Origin of the sequence: Pyrococcus yayanosii CH1, from assembly GCF_000215995.1 — an archaeon.
GTDB classification, from domain to species: domain Archaea; phylum Methanobacteriota_B; class Thermococci; order Thermococcales; family Thermococcaceae; genus Pyrococcus; species Pyrococcus yayanosii.
This window is the reverse complement of sequence record NC_015680.1, coordinates 1,269,147-1,285,664: the sequence shown is the minus strand read 5'-3', so window position 1 is coordinate 1,285,664 and position 16,518 is coordinate 1,269,147. Positions and strand designations below refer to the sequence as shown.

18 protein-coding genes and 1 CRISPR repeat array are annotated in these 16,518 nt (G+C 52.4%); of the genes, 7 read left to right on the top strand and 11 right to left on the bottom strand.

Features of this window, described 5'->3' with window-relative positions:
- Position 1: 1 nt before the first annotated feature.
- The 5 genes from PYCH_RS09840 (at position 2) to PYCH_RS07175 (ending at position 3,787) form a co-directional block, all read left to right on the top strand.
- On the top strand, positions 2 to 409 hold the full coding sequence (locus tag PYCH_RS09840; RefSeq protein ID WP_148236214.1) for a hypothetical protein: 408 nt from the start codon (positions 2 to 4) through the stop codon (positions 407 to 409).
- A 183-nt stretch (positions 410 to 592) separates the two neighbouring features.
- A complete protein-coding gene (locus PYCH_RS07190) occupies positions 593 to 901 on the top strand; it encodes a hypothetical protein (protein WP_013906195.1) in 309 nt (102 codons plus the stop codon).
- A gap of 65 nt (positions 902 to 966) precedes the next feature.
- Positions 967 to 1,521 (top strand): RNA 2',3'-cyclic phosphodiesterase, encoded by a 555-nt coding sequence (thpR, locus tag PYCH_RS07185; RefSeq protein ID WP_013906194.1) that lies wholly within the window; start codon positions 967 to 969, stop codon positions 1,519 to 1,521.
- Positions 1,522 to 1,731: 210 nt separating this feature from the next.
- Complete coding sequence (cca, locus tag PYCH_RS07180) at positions 1,732 to 3,078, top strand: CCA tRNA nucleotidyltransferase (RefSeq protein WP_013906193.1); 1,347 nt, start codon at positions 1,732 to 1,734, stop codon at positions 3,076 to 3,078.
- Between the two features lie 49 nt (positions 3,079 to 3,127).
- On the top strand, positions 3,128 to 3,787 hold the full coding sequence (locus PYCH_RS07175; RefSeq protein WP_158306791.1) for a DUF257 family protein: 660 nt from the start codon (positions 3,128 to 3,130) through the stop codon (positions 3,785 to 3,787).
- Here PYCH_RS07175 and PYCH_RS07170 read toward each other — a convergent pair.
- Entirely contained in the window at positions 3,738 to 4,556 is an 819-nt protein-coding gene (locus PYCH_RS07170) for a class II glutamine amidotransferase (protein WP_013906191.1), read from the bottom strand. The genes PYCH_RS07175 and PYCH_RS07170 overlap by 50 nt on opposite strands.
- A 56-nt stretch (positions 4,557 to 4,612) precedes the next feature.
- Here PYCH_RS07170 and PYCH_RS07165 point away from each other — a divergent pair, with 56 nt between their 5' ends.
- On the top strand, positions 4,613 to 5,479 hold the full coding sequence (locus tag PYCH_RS07165; RefSeq protein WP_013906190.1) for a type I restriction enzyme HsdR N-terminal domain-containing protein: 867 nt from the start codon (positions 4,613 to 4,615) through the stop codon (positions 5,477 to 5,479).
- On the opposite strand, the gene PYCH_RS07160 is transcribed toward PYCH_RS07165, so the two are convergent.
- Together PYCH_RS07160 and PYCH_RS07155 are read right to left on the bottom strand one after the other, a co-directional pair.
- The gene (locus PYCH_RS07160; RefSeq protein ID WP_013906189.1) at positions 5,480 to 6,991 is read right to left on the bottom strand and encodes a metallophosphoesterase family protein; all 1,512 of its coding nucleotides are present in this window, start codon (positions 6,989 to 6,991) and stop codon (positions 5,480 to 5,482) included.
- Between the two features lie 6 nt (positions 6,992 to 6,997).
- Positions 6,998 to 7,408, bottom strand: coding sequence for a CBS domain-containing protein (locus tag PYCH_RS07155; protein WP_013906188.1), 411 nt, complete (start codon positions 7,406 to 7,408; stop codon positions 6,998 to 7,000).
- A 70-nt stretch (positions 7,409 to 7,478) separates the two neighbouring features.
- Here PYCH_RS07155 and PYCH_RS07150 point away from each other — a divergent pair, with 70 nt between their 5' ends.
- Positions 7,479 to 8,120, top strand: a complete 642-nt coding sequence (locus tag PYCH_RS07150) for an alanyl-tRNA editing protein (RefSeq protein WP_013906187.1) — start codon at positions 7,479 to 7,481, stop codon at positions 8,118 to 8,120.
- A 25-nt stretch (positions 8,121 to 8,145) separates the two neighbouring features.
- Here the strand turns inward: PYCH_RS07150 and PYCH_RS10275 are convergent, their stop codons facing one another.
- From PYCH_RS10275 to PYCH_RS07115, 8 genes are all read right to left on the bottom strand, one after another.
- Positions 8,146 to 8,280, bottom strand: coding sequence for a hypothetical protein (locus tag PYCH_RS10275; RefSeq protein ID WP_013906186.1), 135 nt, complete (start codon positions 8,278 to 8,280; stop codon positions 8,146 to 8,148).
- A gap of 54 nt (positions 8,281 to 8,334) precedes the next feature.
- Positions 8,335 to 10,413, bottom strand: a complete 2,079-nt coding sequence (locus PYCH_RS07145) for a CRISPR-associated helicase/endonuclease Cas3 (RefSeq protein ID WP_013906185.1) — start codon at positions 10,411 to 10,413, stop codon at positions 8,335 to 8,337.
- 3 nt (positions 10,414 to 10,416) lie between these two features.
- Positions 10,417 to 10,905, bottom strand: coding sequence for a CRISPR-associated protein Cas4 (gene cas4 / locus PYCH_RS07140; RefSeq protein ID WP_013906184.1), 489 nt, complete (start codon positions 10,903 to 10,905; stop codon positions 10,417 to 10,419).
- Positions 10,902 to 11,159: a CRISPR-associated endonuclease Cas2 gene (gene cas2, locus PYCH_RS07135; RefSeq protein ID WP_013906183.1), complete on the bottom strand. Its 258-nt coding sequence runs from the start codon at positions 11,157 to 11,159 to the stop codon at positions 10,902 to 10,904. The genes cas4 and cas2 overlap by 4 nt, the downstream gene beginning before the upstream one ends.
- Positions 11,159 to 12,112, bottom strand: coding sequence for a type I-B CRISPR-associated endonuclease Cas1b (gene cas1b, locus PYCH_RS07130; protein WP_013906182.1), 954 nt, complete (start codon positions 12,110 to 12,112; stop codon positions 11,159 to 11,161). Before cas1b ends, cas2 begins: the two co-directional genes overlap by 1 nt.
- Positions 12,113 to 12,207: 95 nt before the next feature.
- Positions 12,208 to 13,066: a CRISPR direct-repeat array (repeat unit 29 nt; unit sequence CTTTCCACACGATTCCGTTCTACGGAAAC).
- Positions 13,067 to 13,527: 461 nt separating this feature from the next.
- On the bottom strand, positions 13,528 to 14,211 hold the full coding sequence (gene cas5 / locus PYCH_RS07125) for a CRISPR-associated protein Cas5 (RefSeq protein WP_013906178.1): 684 nt from the start codon (positions 14,209 to 14,211) through the stop codon (positions 13,528 to 13,530).
- Position 14,212: 1 nt separating this feature from the next.
- Positions 14,213 to 15,196 carry a type I-B CRISPR-associated protein Cas7/Cst2/DevR gene (cas7i, locus tag PYCH_RS07120; protein ID WP_013906177.1) on the bottom strand — a complete coding sequence of 328 codons (984 nt, stop codon included), beginning with the start codon at positions 15,194 to 15,196 and terminating at the stop codon, positions 14,213 to 14,215.
- Positions 15,193 to 16,518 carry a hypothetical protein gene (locus PYCH_RS07115; RefSeq protein ID WP_013906176.1) on the bottom strand — a complete coding sequence of 442 codons (1,326 nt, stop codon included), beginning with the start codon at positions 16,516 to 16,518 and terminating at the stop codon, positions 15,193 to 15,195. Before PYCH_RS07115 ends, cas7i begins: the two co-directional genes overlap by 4 nt.

Sequence of the window (16,518 nt, the reverse complement as noted above, 5' to 3'; positions counted from 1 at the left end):
ATTGACAGTCAGAGATTCCTCAGGAGCCAATTACTCCATAAGGACTCCCATAAACATGATAGCCCCTGGATTGAGAACACAACAGTTGATATCAAAGCCATTAATAAATAAAGAGCCTTCCATTACCATAGCTTATAATACACAGCAACACTACTGGTGGGATGGAGTATACTTTGTCAAAGGCTACATGATACGATACCCACATCCAGATTACGAGTACTATGGGATAGAACCATGGGACACTGTTTCAATCAAAGGCAATAAGCTTACACACCTGCACTTCTCCAATGCAAAATCAGCATTCATCCTTCAGGTTGGGCCTACTGCATTAGGAGCCGCCATAGGTGCTTACTTCGCCAATGTGCCGGGAGCTATTGTTGGAGCTATAGTGGGCTTGGCAGGGGGATAGCATTCGGACACTACCTTTTAGATGAATATGGTTGCTTGTGGGTATGGTTCGCTTGGAAATGGGAATATCACTGGCGCTGGGTACCCCCGGGATATGTGTACGAACCCGTTCTAAAATACCTCAGAATAGCCAGCTACACACTTAAAAATGATTATCATTTACCGAATCCTTGAGGTGAAAAGCATGAAGCGCTGGACTTTCGTGCTTCCATTCATTTACTTCCTCTTCCTTTTTGCACTGGCATTCATGGACTTTCCACAACAAATCAACCGCCAATGGATGTGGGTTCAAATTGGTGGACTAATTTTCATGATCGTGCTTGGGGGATACCTCGATGGGAGCATTCCAAAGGGGGAAGTGACAGCAATCGGGGCATTCACGCTCTTGTGGCTTGCCTTAGCCTTCATCATTAACATCAGGTGGGAGTATTTCACGCTCCTCGGCCTCATCATAGAGCTGGCTTTGGTGGTTCTCATCGAAAAATCCTTTTGACGTCATGAAGAAACGTTGAGTCGAAACTCCTTTAACTCCCACATCTAATTTTTCTCGGTGGTGGTATGAGGGCCTTCATAGCCATAGACGTGGCTGACAACGTCAGGTCCGCCATAGTCAGAGCCCAGGAGTTCATTGGCACAAAGGATGCCAAGATAAAGTTCGTCGAGCCCGAGAACCTCCACATAACACTCAAGTTCCTCGGAGAAATAACGGAGGAGCAGGCTGAGGAGATAAAGGCCATTCTCAGTAGGATAGCGGCCAAGTTCAAGAAGCATGAGGTCAGGGTGAGGGGGATTGGAGTCTTTCCGAACCCTAACTACGTTCGCGTAATCTGGGCGGGTGTGGAGAACGATGAGCAGATTAGAGCTATGGCGAGGGAGATAGATGAGGCCTTAGCCAAGCTCGGCTTCAAGAGGGACAAGGAATTCGTGGCCCACGTGACGATAGGTAGGGTGAAGTTCGTCAAGGACAAGCTTGGCCTCGCCGAGAAGCTCAGGGCCCTGGCTAATGAGGACTTCGGGACCTTCAGGGTGGAGGCGATAGAGCTGAAGAAGAGCACCCTCACGCCGAAGGGTCCCATATATGAAACACTCGCGAGGTTCGAGCTGGCTGAGTAATCTCAGGGCAGGAAACATGCCTCGAGTATTTGGTCGGGAATCCTAATAGAACACATTCCTACCTTTCCTGATCTTTTCGAGAAAGGAGGAATCACCGAGTGCTTTCAGAAGCCTTGCTAAGACGCACCCCAGAAAGAAGTTAACTTCATGGGGCAGAAGTTATATGATTGCTTTCGAAACATCTTTAAGCTCTTTGGAAGACGAGAGCCCATGGATGTTCATGAAGTCATCGAAAGGGTTCTCGCGAGGGTTAAGCCAGGAGAAGGGGAAAGGAAGTTAGTCGATTCCATAACGCGCGAACTTATCAAGATCGCTGAGGAGGAGATTGAGGAGTTTGGCTTGGACGTGAGGCCCGTCCTCGTTGGCTCCATTGCGAAGGATACCTACCTGTCTGGGGACCATGACGTTGATCTCTTCCTGGCCTTTCCCATCGATGTCCCTCTCAAAGAAGTCAGGGAAGAGGGTTTCCGGCTCGCAAGGATGATAGGTGAGAGGCTGGAAGGGTATGAAATCGGCTACGCGGAACACCCTTACGTCAGGGCCCGATACAGGGGCTTCCACGTTGACATCGTTCCCTGTTACGATGTGAAGGACTGGAGGGAGGTTAGAACGGCAGTTGACAGGTCAATCCTTCATACACGGTGGGTCATCGAGAACCTTGGGGGAAGGAATGACGAGGTGCGGCTCCTCAAGAGGTTCTTCAAAGGGTTAAGGGCATACGGGAGCGAGGCCTACGTCAGGGGATTCTCTGGTTACCTGGCCGAGATCCTGGTTATTCATTACGGCTCCTTCTTGGACGTCTTGGAAAAAGCTGATCTGATGCTGAAGCAGAAAATAATAGATCCCGCCCGCTGGCTTAGGAGGGAGCCTGAGATTGCGATGAAAACGGTTGGGAGGGAGATTAAGGAGGATAATCCTCTTATTGTGCTTGATCCGGTTGATCCGAGAAGGAACGTGGCTGCAAATTTGAGCTGGGAGAGATTCGCGCTCTTTTACTTCGGTGCCATGAGGTTCCTCAAGAGTCCCTCTGAAGAATTCTTCTTCCCCAGGACGGCAGTAGGCGATTACAGGGCTGAGCTCAGAAGGAAGGGGACACACCTCGTGACGCTTCTCTTTGATCCTCCGGGGCTCGTGGATGACGTTCTCCTTCCCCAAATTGAGAAGAGCGCCCGTGGTATCGCCCGGGCCCTTGAGCTTGAAGGATTCACGGTCCTTGGCTTCGACTACGGGGGGGACTACATATTCATCGAAGTCGGTGAGCTCAGCAGACCGGCCGTTAGAGTGAAGAGAGGGCCCCACTTTTTCACGGAGATGGGCCGTCGCTTCTACGAGAAGAATGAAAGGACGTGGGTGGAGGGAAAAGACCTGATTGCCGAGAAACCCCAAGAGCCATATATTGTGGACGTGATAGAGGAAATACTGGAGAGGGGGAACGTCGCTCTGGGCAAGAACGTTCGGGAGGCCATAAGGAGGGCAGACATCCTCGTAGACTTCGTTCCACGCCGCCTTGAGGAATCCGCATACCTGTTCCTCTCAAGGGAACAGTTCAGAGTCTAACCCATAACGTTTATTAAGAAGCGCGAAGATTTCCTATGGGGGGAAGATGTTGAACAGCATCATGGAAGTAATGCTGTCATTTTACCCTGGTGAAACGGTCCTCGTGGAGTATACCTCGGATTCATCCCCTGAACTGCTGTTCTATATACTCCTGAAGTCGGGCAAGGAGGTTCTAGTTGACGACATAGCCGACACCTTCCCAGAGTTCTACGAAAGACTTGTGGCCATGGGCGTTGATCCCGAGGACATCCGGGGAGTCAAAACAATCAAGATCGGAGGTGTCAGGGAATATGGCGACGTTCTTGGCAGGGTGGACCTAGACAAGTACGCTCTAGACTTCAGGTATTACTCTTACGTGTTCTCCAAGATTAAAGGGGATTTCTTCCTGAACCCTGTTCTCGGCATGCACAAATTGCTTAGTCTCACCACCAAAGAGGAGGCAATGAGAATCGTAAAGAACATAACATCCTTCGTTGGGAACAGGAGGAGGATAGCTTACTACTTCATAAACGTAGATTCCTTAGAGGCCAATCAGCAGGAAATAGTGGCTCTTCTCAGGGAGGTGTCAACTTCGATCGTTAGGTGGGCGAGGAGAAAGAACCTCACCCTTGAGGTTGTAAAGTCCGCCAACGTGGGATTAGAGGGTATATCCATAGAGATCACTCCTCTGGAGATTCTGGGAGCTCCAAGGCGAGCTTCTCAACCGTGAAGCTTTCCCTCTCGAAGTCTGCAATCACGTAGTAGAGGGTTCCGTTTTCCGCGGGGTCGAGGGGAAGGAAGGTGTACAGCTCGGCTGTGGAGGATACGAGGGCGAAGAGGTCGGCGCCGTAGAACTCCAGGACTCTCATGTAGTTCTTCTCGCTTTCTTCCTCCCAGTGCTCCTCTCTCATGTAGGCCGTCCCGAAGACCTTTACATCCCCCTCTGGCGTCACGAAGACACCCCCCGTGTTCAGGGAAGTTATGACGGTGGGCTTGAGGAGAGCCATCCTCTCGAGGATGGAGTCCTTTTCAGTGTCCCTGAGGAAGAGAGAGAGGTAGAGGCCGGCGACGAATGAGTCTGAGACATCTTTGAATTCCTCCTTCGGAAGCCTAAGTCCTTCGAGGATTAGGTCCTTTCTCAGGTCGCCGTTGTGCATGAAGAAGAGCTGGTAGCCGTGAGGGCTTGGGTAAGAAAAGGGCTGAACGTTGAACAGCTTCTTGTTCCCCTGACTTGCGGCTCTCGCGTGGAGAAGGAGGACAGAAAAACCTTTCAGGGAGTCTTTCAGCTTGTAAGCTTTGTCATCCTCAAATATAGGCTTCGTCGAGCGGTAGTGCGTGAGACTCTCCTTCGTAAGTAGAACGTATCCCCATCCGTCCTTATGCTGGTTTCCCTTCCCTCTCGCGGCCTTGTATGGGTCGTTTTCGGCCGCCTTTATTGTTGCTTCGACGAGGGGCCTCATCCTGAACCCCTCGCCGACGGCAATGAGGATCCTACACACGAGATACCACCAAGCTTTTTATCTCCCCACCCGTTAAAAGGGTTGGGGCTGCAGGCATGCTGGAGCTCCTCAAGGATGTCGTGATGCGAATCGAGGGACACTTGGATCTGTACCTTCGAAACGAAGAGGCCGTTAAGCAGCACCTCATACTCCCTGTTCTTAGGGCCCTCGGTTGGAACGTGGAGGATCCTGGAGAAGTGCGACCTGAGGAAAGGACATCGGAAGGCAGGGCGGACTATGCTCTCATCAAGGGGGGCAGGGTCGTAGCCTTTTTGGAGGCGAAGAACCTCAGCGTGAACGTCCTTAAGGAGGACGTCCTCCTTCAGCTCGGAAAATACTGCTTTAACATGGGCGTCAGATACGGTATCGCGAGCAACGGGGCCGTCTGGATTGCCTTCAAGTCCTTTGAAGAGGGGAGGAGCTTAAAGGATAGAATACTCTTCGTCGTCGATCTGAGAGAGGAACCTCTTGAGAGGGCTACCTTGAGGCTTTCGCTCCTGTCCAAGGGCAGGATAGAAAGACTTGAAGAGCTCTCAAGGGCTCTTAGGGCCATTGAGGAAGGGACGATGCAGCTTAAGGGGGCCGGCATTGAGGATGAGAAAATAGTCGACTACTTGCTCTCTTTGTCCCTCAGTGGAAGAGCGGTTCCCGTTGACTTATTGACGGGCAGCGAGAGGCCGAAGGGTGTTTACGTGTTCGAGGGTACGTGGAAGTTCATCCCTCTCGAGGAGAGGAGCGTGAAAGGAGTGCTTCTGGCAGTCCTCAGGTTTCTCGCCTCATCGGTTTCTGAGGGCAAGGAGAAGAGAGCCCTCCAGAAGGCGTATGAAGAGCTTAGGGTTAGACCTCTTGACGTGGAAAAGGTGCGCTTCCTTCTTAGGGGTATCGAAGAGGAGAAGGGAATAAGGATAAGGGTGCTTCTATGATCACTTCCACGGCAGATCCCCCTTGAGCTTCCACATTCCGAGGAGTTTTCTGCTCCCCCAGGTGGCCTGTATTTCGAAGACGACGATCATGTCCTCATAGACGTCTATTAGGTTGAAGCTGTTTCCGAAGGGGTTCCTGTGGAGCTCCCAGCTTACGCTTCCCGCGTTGATGATGGGTGTTCTCTCAACCCTCACGGCGTGGGCATTTCCACCATGTCCCGTAAGGACGAGCTCTGTCTCATCATCCGTCACTATCTTCAGGACGTTGCCTGCATCTTCCAGGAAGCCCAGCTCCCTGCTCCTTGGTATGGGAACTATGTTATGGTGCATAACGACGACCCTAAACTTCTCCGAAAAATCCTGAAGGAAATTCTTGAGTATTTTCTGCCCAATCCTTCCAACGACTCCTATCGGGGTCTCGTACTGGGCGCTGAGAATTGGTATGAAGACGAAGTCTCCGACTTCCACGGGCTCTGGCTCCCCGAAGTGTTCCCTGAAGAGGTCGTAGCCAAGGTATGTTATGTCGTTGTGGCCGGGGACGAAGAGCTTTTCCGCATGAACTTTCTCGTAGAATTCAACCGCCATGTCATAGTAGCGTTCTATTCCCTTCTCAACGATGTCCCCACAGTGGATGACGATGTCGGGCCTGTACTTCTCGTTTATAGCCCTTATCGCGTTCTCTAGGATTTTCCTCCTGAAGTATACCCTGTCGGAGACATTGCTCTCGGCGATCTGAACCATCCTGAGTAGCCTCCTACCTTTCGGCACGAATATCTTGGGCTTAATCGGCTTGTACTCCCTTCTGACCTCCTCGCCCGTGACCCTCCTTATGACGACTTTCACGCGCCCGTCTCCGTTGATTTTTATTATGTTGTAGCTGTTCACGTCCCCTTTCCTCGTCTTTCGGCAGGATGTGCAGCCTGCATTGGCTATAACGAGGTCTTCGATTCTGTAGACGTTGGGGACGTGCTTATGGCCGCAAAGATACAGGTTCACGTCGTGGCTGAGGAGGAGGTCGAGAACATCGCCGGCGTTGAAGAGGACGTTTCTCTCCCTACCCGTGTCCGGAAGGGGGACGAGGTGGTGGTGTGCGGCCGCTATCTTTATCCTCTTGTGGCTGTACTCCTCGAGCTTTGCTTTGAGCCATCTGAATTTATAGCCACCAATCCTCCCGTCGCTGAGGTCAGGTATCGTGGAATCCACCCAAATTACGACTCCATACTCCCACTCGTAAACCCCGAAGAGCGGCCCGATGTATCTCTCGAATAGCTCATAGCCCACGTTCCTCGCGTCGTGATTGCCCGGTACGACGACCAAGGGCTTTTCTATCTTCTTTAGGAGGTAGCTTGCGTGCTCGTATTCTTCGCGCAGGCCGTTATTTGTTACATCGCCCGTGTGAATGACAAGGTCGAATGGTCTCGTGTTTATCTCGTTGACTATGAGGTCGTAGGCGTAGGCCTTGAAGGCGCTCTCGTTCGTGATATGGGTGTCGCTTATATGGGCTATCAGCATGAGTCATCACTCCGTTGATATCGCCGTTTCCAGCTTTCTCCTGCTGGCCTCAAGGAGGTCGCTCAGTGTAAATATGCCGACTATCTTGCCCTCCTCCTCCACGAGGATGTGCTTTATCCTGTACTGGGCCATGACCTTGAGGACCTCGCCGAGAGGTGTGCTTGAGTTCACCGTTATGAGGTCTTTCGTCATTATCTCACTAACGGGCGTGTCGTAGGGCAGGCCCGGGACGATGACCCTCCTTATGACGTCGCTCTTTGTGAAGAAGCCGACCACGTTTCCATCATCGTCAACGACGACGAGGGAGCCCACATCGAACTCCATCATTATCTTGGATGCCTCTTGAACGCTGGTCGTCGGTTTCACACCTATCAGCTTCTTGGTCATGTAAACCTTTACGGGAGCGCGCATGTCCATATTCTCACCACAGTGTATAGGGTGGAAAGGTATATTTACCTTGACCTCTTGAATTAGTGGGGGGATTTGCATGACGAGGAAGCTCTACTACGAGGATGCTTACCTTAAGGAGGCGGAGGCGAGGGTTCTTGAGGTTAAAGATAGGGCCCTCCTCCTTGACCAAACGATATTCTACCCCACAGGCGGTGGCCAGCCTCATGACAGAGGGACGATAAACGGTGTTGAAGTCCTCGACGTCTACAAGGACGGCGAAGATGTCTGGCACGTGGTTGCGGAGCCGGAGAAGTTTAAGGTTGGAGATGAGGTCGAGCTAAAGCTCGACTGGGATTACCGTTACAGGCTCATGAGGATACACACGGCAATGCACCTGCTTGAGCACGTCCTTAACGAAATTCTTGGGGAGGGCAACTGGGAGCTTGTTGGGAGCGGTATGAGCGCTGAAAAGGGTCGCTACGACGTAGCCTATCCCGAGAACCTGAACAAATTCAAGGAGCAAATAATCGAGCTCTTCAACCGCTACGTGGACGAGGGAGGCGAGGTCAAGATATGGTGGGAAGGGGAAACGCGATACACGCAGATAAGGGACTTCGAGGTAATTCCATGCGGCGGGACCCACGTGAGGGACATTAAAGAAGTGGGGCACATAAAGAAGCTCAAGCGATCCAGCATAGGGAGGGGCAAGCAGAGGCTCGAGATTTGGCTTGAGGATTGAGCACTTCTCACCTTCCGCTGCTATTTTACTTTCTATTCAGAATTTCCTCCAGGATACTGGCTAAAATCTCGTCTACCCAGTCCATCATGGCTCTGACAAAGGCCCACATAAGCCACAGCATAGCCAGCCACACGAGGAGGCCCATGAGCACGTCTATCATACTATCAGGTTCCACTTGGGGGCAGGAACCGGAAGCCTGGCAGCCCAGAGAGAATCAAAGCTCTTCCAACAATCCTGTCTCGCTGTCGTACTCCAGCTCGACTCCAAAGACCCCAAAGACATCGTAAAGGTCATCGCTGTGGTGCAAGTGCTCTTTCAAAGTCCATATCGGCACGTTGACGGTGTGTTCAATCACGTAAACTGCCGCTTTAAGGCGCTCCTCGTGGCTCATCTCCTCCCACCTGCTCGCGTAGTCTATGGCCTCATCAAGGAATGGCCTCGGAACGGCGGGCAGGGTTATGAAAGCGTCCCTCGTCGAGAGGTACTTTTCAGCCAGGGACCAGCGGGTAACGTCCCTCAGCTTCACCAGCGGCGGCCTGCCGTTGATAGCTCTCTCATACCGACCCCATATCTCTTCGTAAAACCTGTCGTTGATTCTTAACAAATCCAGCTCGCTCCCGATTTGCTCAAGCTCCCCCAGGAGGTTTAGGCTCGCGTTGAAAGCTGCCCTGTCGTAGGGGAGGTACGCCCTCTTTCCTTCAGGCTCGAAGATGTAAACCCTGCCCTTTTTCAGGCCCCTCCGGTTCACCCTGCCGAAGCGCTGGACAAGTGCATCGATCGGCGCGGCCTCCGTGTACATCACATCGTAGTCTATGTCGAGGGAAACCTCCACCACCTGAGTCGCCACTAGGATGCCTTTCTCGATTTTCTCCACCAGTCTCATCTTTTTCCTCTTGTCCTCGTTGATGAAGCGGGAGTGGAAAAGGTAAACGTCTTTTCTCCTTCTCCTCAGCTCCCCGTAGATTCTCACAGCGCGCGAGACCGTATTTGCAACGACCAGAACCCTTCCATTCTCACGTGCTATCTCGTCTATCGCGTTCATCAGAGGTTCGTTTCTTACCCTGACTTCAACCCTCTTCCTCAGTCTGTATCTGCTCTCGACGCTTTTCGGGGAGATAAGAGGCTTCAATCCTCTCTTTTCAAGCTCTTCCGCGAGGAGGTTCGGCAGGGTCGCGGACATGACGGTTACCCTCGTGTTGAGGTGCTTTATCGCGTGCTCAATGGCGTTGAGTATGAGGGATAGGGTGTAGGGCGTGTATGCGTGGATTTCGTCTATTATCCAGTGGGCGTTTCTCAGTGCAAACTCCCTGACCGGAAAGCGCGGGTAGTTGAGGAACGCCAGAAGAACCTGGTCAACCGTTGAGATGAATATTGGCTTCATCGCGTATCTGTGGATTAACTTCTTGTCGAGCTCTCCCCTGTGGTAGAGGCTCAGGAAAAGCATGCTGTGGGAGAACGAAACTTTGTCCCTTCCAAACATCGCCTCGAAGCGCGTTCTCATGGCCTCGGTCGTGGTTATCGTGGGGAGGGAATAGACCACCTTTGAAACGCTGTCTGGCGTTGCTAAGAGGCTTGTCTCGGTTTTCCCGTCACCGGTGGGCAGCCTGAAGTAGCCGCCGCCCTTTCCGATGACCGCCCTCTGGTAGGGCCTCAGCTCGTGGCCCCTTCTCCTTAGGTATTCAATAACCCTCTGGTGAACGCTGTGTCCGGAATCCAGATGGTACGACTCCGCCCCGAGGCCCGCACTGTCCAGCCAGTCGGCGAGCCTTAGAACGCCGTTGAAGAGGGTGTACAGGTTTCTGAGCTCAACAGGGTCAAGCCCATGGTCGTAGATTAAATCCTCGTAAAAAATTGCCTCCCGAAGGTTCCTAACGGTCTCTGCTGGGCTGGATATAACTTTCCCGTCCACCATTAGCTTTTCGTTTTCCTCTATCTCCCTCTGGTAGAGCCCCTCGTGAAGGTCGCTGTGGTGGGTGAGTATCGAGAGCAGCGCAATCGTCCTGTAGGGCTCGTCGCAGTCGAGGAAGAGAGACGCAACCTCAATGCCAAGGTACGCGTGGGGAGGTGCCCTCTTTCTCTTCCCTTCCAGCTTGGCCTGGAACCTGTCGTCGAGCTTGCCAACGTCGTGGAGGAAGGCGTGCCTGAGAATGCAATCATCGAGGGATTTGTCGTGGGGTATCCTCTTCAGAAGCTTCTCCGCTTCTCTTCGGACGCCGAGGGAGTGCTCGTATAAGCTCTTCCCAGGTTTGGCCATCCTCGTTTTCATTAGCGCAATCAGCTCCTCCCAGTCCATTGCCTACACCCAGCAGAAGTCCCTGTACGCACAGCGCCGGCAGTAGGGCTTTTTCTCTGCCGGAGGTGGTCTTTCAAGGGATATAATCCTTTCGATGTCTTTCAGGGCGTCTTCGAGTACCGTGATGTCCTCCTCAGTTAGGGTTATTTTCTCGCGCCGGCCCTCGCGGGGGTATGAAATCACCCCATCAGCTTCCACCCCAGCTTTGCGGAGGATGTAGAGGTAGTACTTCAGCTGCCATCTGGCCGGCTCCTCAAGCTTGGAGCTCTTTTTGATTTCAATCACCAACAGTTTGCCGCGCCTCCTCACAGCATCGAGCCTGATGTCGCCGAGAAATATTTCCTTCCAGTCCCGCTCGTGGCTCTCCCTGTGGATCAGCCGCCCTATAAGCATGTCCTCGTTCTCAAAGTCGAAGTTAATCCCCCTTGAGAAGAACCAGAGTTCCCTTTTGCAGGTGAAGTAGTACTGAACCATAACGCCGGTTGTCCTCAAATTATCTCCCCCGCAGGGTTCTTGTCGGTCCCGATTACGTGGAGGGTGAAGTTCCCAGTTGGGAGTTCATAGATTAGGACCGAGTCTCCGTCGCCAATTAGCCCCTCCAGCGTCCGCTTTATCTCGTAGAGCTGGGCCCTGCTCACTTCCCCCTCAAAGACGCTGTTCTGGCGCCAGTGGAGGTGAGTCCTGAGAAAGCGGTGAACCTTCGCGACGCGCTTTACGTCAACGTCGTAAACTACAATGATGTACATCACCACCACGCCCGTAGGGGCCTGTAGGTGGAGTCCCCGAGGATGTGCCTGACGAGGGAGTATCCTTCGAGCCTCATCAGGTATCGAACTGAAACGTTCCTCCTGAACCTCGGGTGGAGGACCTTCCGGGTAAGCTCGGAGTTAAGCTCGGAAATGAATACCCTAAGCCCTTCATCGTTCAGCATGACGCCAACGTCCCTGTCAAAGTGCTCTTTTCGAATCCGTTTTTTGTTAACGAGCCTTAAAATGACCCTGAAAACGGTTATCGGCTTGAAGATATCGGCTAAATCGAGGGCTAGGGAGTAGCGCCTCTCAAGGGGTTCGTGGAGGAAGCTTATTGCCGGGTGGAGATAGGTCTTCCTTATCTCTGATAGAGCGACCGTGTAGAGAACAGAGTTGCCGAGGCTTATGAGCGCGTTAATCTCGTCCTTCGGCGGTCTTCTCGTTCGCTCGTTGAACTCGAAGTGCTTGAGCAGGGAGGCGAATATGCCGTAGAACTCCTTCCAGAGCCCGCTCTCAGTGCCCATGAGCTCCGCCGGGCTTTCACCCTCGACCTGAACTTCCCTGATGTGGCTGTAATCGGCCTCGTAGGACTTAAGAAGGGCCACCATCGAGGCCCTTATCCCCTCAAGGAACTGCCTCGCTATGTAGAGCCTCTTTTCAGGGTCGAGGTGGTGCTCTGCCTGTTTTATGACCACCGTCCCGCTTATTTGGCCTTCAACCGGTATGTATGAGCCCCTGTAGTAGCCGTACTTGTTGTAGAAATGCACGGGAACGTTCTTCTCGGAGAGGATCTTTATGGCCCCGCTCGTCAGGGAGACTGGCTTAAAACAGTGTATCTCACTGGTGGAGTTGATGGGTATTGCCCTCTTCAGGTTCTCGTTCTCGAAGAACAGCGTGTTGCCCCTCCTCTCAAGGACCCCCATCTGGGTGATGTAGTAAGCCTTCTTCACACGCTCAACCCTCCGAGAGTATGGTGAGGAAAGACGATTACGTTCTACGGAAACTGATGGTTCAACATCGGCAACGTTGACGGGAACAGGAGCCCCTTTCCACACGATTCCGTTCTACGGAAACGGGTCGGTGGAATGAGGCAAGGAAGATCGTCAGTTTCTTCACCTTTCCACACGATTCCGTTCTACGGAAACAACCTTTCTTTCCATCGACCCAATTTCGACGCTAAAGCTTTCCACACGATTCCGTTCTACGGAAACACGCCCATCTGAGGCCTCACGCGCCTCACGCAGTGCTTTAGCTTTCCACACGATTCCGTTCTACGGAAACTTCTGCTCTAATCCACGCGCAGTGGGATGAGAAAACCCTTTCCACACGATTCCGTTCTACGGAAACCGGTCATAACACTGTCGATTTTCATCGTGAGCATGTCTTTCCACACGATTCCGTTCTACGGAAACAAGACCGTGTGGGGGGCTGCAATCCGCTCTGGTAGAGCCTCGATGTAGACCTTTCCACACGATTCCGTTCTACGGAAACGGGGCGCAATTTTCGATACAGCGCCTCCACGCCCCTTGCTTTCCACACGATTCCGTTCTACGGAAACAGTTGTATTTAGTTCGTATAGAGAATTCAGGAAGAATTTCTTTCCACACGATTCCGTTCTACGGAAACAAAGAACTTTGAGATTGAAGTAGTGTTAGGGGGAGTGGTAACTTTCCACACGATTCCGTTCTACGGAAACACGTCCAAGCTTGTGTTTGTGACGTTCACGTTGATCGACGACTTTCCACACGATTCCGTTCTACGGAAACAGGATGATAGGGGGAGAAAAGTCATTGAAAAAGTGATACTTTCCACACGATTCCGTTCTACGGAAACACTTCACAGCAATCACCTCCCTTCATCCAAAATACCTACTTTCTTTCCACACGATTCCGTTCTACGGAAACCCTTGGCGTGTTCCCTTTGTTCTTCAGGTAATGGTATCTCGGAGCTGGTATTTAAAGTTTTTTCTCGGAACCGGTAGCACTGCACTTCATTTATAAAGATGGCCCTAAAATTTTAGGGCGTTTAGATAGCTGATGTCGTTCTTATCTACCCAATCAATTCTTGAAGGGCAAAAATAAGCTGTCGAAACCAGTTGCATTGGATTTATGAAGTCATAATGCCGTGTTTCTGGGTTTGATTGATTTTCGTCTATTCTTAGGGGTTTAATCTCCTCCATGCTGTCTCTTTTTCCACATCAGAGTGCGCTCATTTCTTATTTACTTCTGGTTAGGTAGCGAGACCAACCCGAAATTCGAATCTTGGCTGAAACGCTAAACTGGCTGAAGAGCATAAAATTTCTTAAAAAGCCCGAAATAGTACTCCAACGGGAAAACTGGGGGAGACCAAAAATCAAAAGCAGAAATTAAAATACAAAAACGGGTTCTCCATCGAATAGTAGCACGTCCACCTCGTTAGCCAGTTCCACGTAGCCCCCTGCGAACGCTACCACCCGCCTGTAAACTGCCCTCCTTCCCTTTCCGCGGTAAGTAAAGTTAACCGGCATCCTGTACTCCCTCGGCGTCAGGTTGTTTTTCCTGAGGACCATGAACCTCGCGCCCCTGGCGTACTCATCCCCCGGAATAAGGCTTCTCAGCGTTGATTCTTTGCCCTCCTCGGCACTGACGATCCTGGCGTACTCCCTCTTTGCTGGGTAGAACAGGCTCTCGCTGTCTCCCATGTATGGGGTGAAGACCGGATCAAGGAGTGCCTCGTATGCCCGTTCTATTATATTCTCGTCCCCGGCGAAGAAGAGCCTGTAGTGTGGCTTGTGGTAGAGCACCTTGGTTATTGGGTATAGCGGTGAGCCGGGGTTTTTGAATATTGCCGCCGTCTCCTCGACCCTCGCCCCGGGGTCTTCGATGATGACGCCGTAGCGGAGTTCTCCGAGCAGCTTTTTGAAGCCTTCCTCGGATAGCCCCATGGCCCCAGCGAGAAGTCCTATGGCGGTCGTCCTCGGCGGGAACGGATAGCTGTCGAGGAGAAGGGAGTTGTATGGTATCCTGAAGTGAGCCTGGAGGGGTCTGGCCTCGATGACGAGGCCCAGCAACTCACTCACCGAGTTTAAGTTCTTTAAGCCTTTTTCTGAGCTCCTTCATGCTTAGGACTTCGACGTTCTCCATGTCCTTAAAAGCCTCCCTTAGCTCTTCGACGTTGGCGAACCTGCTCTCGAAGAGGCCTATGTAGAGCTTTTCGATATTGTCCTTGAAGGTCTCGACGGTCTCTTTCAGCCTATCAATGTCGAGAATCAGCTTCCCATCAACGTAGCCCGGCTTAACCGAAAGGGCGTCCCCTATAACGGGTATCTTGCGCCTCAGCAGGGCCACCACCATGACCTCCGGGTAAACCTTGGTGAAGAAGTTGCTGAGCTTTGCACCGCCGTGGTAGTTCATTATGGCCTCAAGGATTGCCCTCAGCCTCCTCTCTCGCTCCTCCTTCGGTAGGACGTAGAATGTAACTTCCCTCCCGGTGACGTCCTTTTCCTTTATGGCCTCAAGGCCGTCGAGCTTTGGAACTTCAAGGCCCTCCTTGAAGACGCCGAGCCTGTCAAGCTCGATGAAGAAATTGCCCCTCATGACGTTGGTGGTTATCTCGGTCTCGTAGATGTTGTGGTTGTCTCCAGATGGATCGTAGCGGACTCCAAAGTCCCTGTCCTCCTGATACGGGAAGAGGGATATCATGCCGTTCGTCCTTACAACGGCCGTCCTCCTAAGGGTGGCGTTCTTTCCGTCGACTTTCTTGGCTATCATGTAGCCGAATAGGTCGTCATCTATGTATTTATGGGGCTCACCGAGCGATACGATGACCTTCTGGCCCCTTTCACTCTTAGGAACGACCTGGCTCAGCTCCCAGCCGAGCTCCTTCAGGAGCTGCCTCAGGTGGTACTTGACGCTTTGGCCAGAGACCCTGACGTATTCCCTCCCGTCAACCGGGTCGCGTACCTTTTTGAGGACGGCTATAACCCCCTCCGTCCCGTTCGAGTTCAGGTTTGCACCCTCGACCTTGGTGAGGGTAACCACCTCGATGGCCCTCATTCGGACACCCCCTTCTCTTTTTCGTAGAGCGCGTTCAGCATGCCGTTCAGGAGAACGGCCTTAACGACCTTCCACTCTCTCTTGTTCTCGTAAATTGGCCTCAGGTCGAGGCTTATCTCAAGCTTTGCCTGCAGCTCGACCAGCTTGTTCAGGAACTCCTCAAAGCCCCTCGCCCGGAAGAGCTCCCACTGGTAGCGCTCAAGGTTCGTCCCCTTCATGGCCTTCCCAAGGGCATAGCCAAGGCCGTTTATCCCCTTGAAGGTCTCAACGTCCATAACATCACCCCCGAATACCTCCAAAAAGCTGAGCGCCCAGGCGTGGTAGTAAAACGGTAAAGGAAGTTTCGCCTTTACACGCTCCATAAATATGCGGTTCAAAAGAACGAAATCGAATCTCCCGCCGAGAAGTTTCCCTATGAACTCCTCCCTTTCAAGGAAGTTCTTCGAGCGATCTTTTTTGTTCCTCGGGATTTCCAGGTTCTCGTAGAAAAGGTAAACCGCCGAGTCCCTCTGCCCAAGGTGCCTCCTGCCCCACCGGGTTTCTTTTCCATGTTCTTGAACTCTCTTCAGAAAGTCCATGAGCCTTTCGAGCGTTGTCCCCTCTATGATTCTCTCCCTGTAGAACTGGCCCGACCCGTAAATTAGGTACGCCCTGACAGTTCTTCCAGACTCTAGGGCATCCCGGAACATTCCCCTGTTCCTCAGGTGCTTCACGAACTCGTGGAGAACCGCGAAGAAGGCCTCGTTCGGATGGTACCTGCTCAGGGTAAGGTTGACCCGGAGGGAGTAGCTCTTCTTCCCGTTCTTTTCTTTCACCTCCACCGAGAATCTCTCGAGCCAGAAGCTCCTCTTGAAGGTGTTCTTGAACCTCCTGAGCTCCCGCTCCGGCCCGTCGAAGAAGAACTTCAGGGTCCCATCTTTCATCGGGACGACGTATAGGTAGGCCATTGCGGAGTACAGCTTAAAGGCGTGCTCCATACAGAAGGTCAGCCTGTTGCCCTCGTTGACTATCGAGTCAACTTTCCTCTCAAAGGGGAATATGAATGCCTTGTTGAGGACGACCCTGGTTTCCTTCCCGCAGATGGAGCAGGTTCCCTTTTTGTCAGGTATCAAGGAGGGCAAAAGCTCCCTGGTCTTTCCGGACAGTTCGAAGCCGAACTTTCTCAGGATCGCTATTGCCTCCCCTTCTGAGCCCACGCCCACCCCGCACGCCATCTCATCTACCGGCCAGAGGTAGGTCTTCCGTATCGTCTCCTCGGTTATCTCATCAACGCCCTCCTCCTTCAAGAAGAGTTCCCCATTCCTGAGATAGGCGTCGAGCAC

Excerpts from the sequence above, each read along its gene's own strand:
- PYCH_RS07190 (WP_013906195.1), top strand. The coding sequence starts at position 593 with ATGAAGCGCTGGACTTTCGTGCTTCCATTCATTTACTTCCTCTTCCTT.
- thpR (WP_013906194.1), top strand. The coding sequence starts at position 967 with ATGAGGGCCTTCATAGCCATAGACGTGGCTGACAACGTCAGGTCCGCC.
- cca (WP_013906193.1), top strand. The coding sequence starts at position 1,732 with ATGGATGTTCATGAAGTCATCGAAAGGGTTCTCGCGAGGGTTAAGCCA.
- PYCH_RS07165 (WP_013906190.1), top strand. The coding sequence starts at position 4,613 with ATGCTGGAGCTCCTCAAGGATGTCGTGATGCGAATCGAGGGACACTTG.
- PYCH_RS07160 (WP_013906189.1), bottom strand. The coding sequence starts at position 6,991 with ATGCTGATAGCCCATATAAGCGACACCCATATCACGAACGAGAGCGCC.
- PYCH_RS07155 (WP_013906188.1), bottom strand. The coding sequence starts at position 7,408 with ATGGACATGCGCGCTCCCGTAAAGGTTTACATGACCAAGAAGCTGATA.
- PYCH_RS07150 (WP_013906187.1), top strand. The coding sequence starts at position 7,479 with ATGACGAGGAAGCTCTACTACGAGGATGCTTACCTTAAGGAGGCGGAG.
- PYCH_RS10275 (WP_013906186.1), bottom strand. The coding sequence starts at position 8,280 with ATGATAGACGTGCTCATGGGCCTCCTCGTGTGGCTGGCTATGCTGTGG.
- PYCH_RS07145 (WP_013906185.1), bottom strand. The coding sequence starts at position 10,413 with ATGGACTGGGAGGAGCTGATTGCGCTAATGAAAACGAGGATGGCCAAA.
- cas2 (WP_013906183.1), bottom strand. The coding sequence starts at position 11,159 with ATGTACATCATTGTAGTTTACGACGTTGACGTAAAGCGCGTCGCGAAG.
- cas7i (WP_013906177.1), bottom strand. The coding sequence starts at position 15,196 with ATGAGGGCCATCGAGGTGGTTACCCTCACCAAGGTCGAGGGTGCAAAC.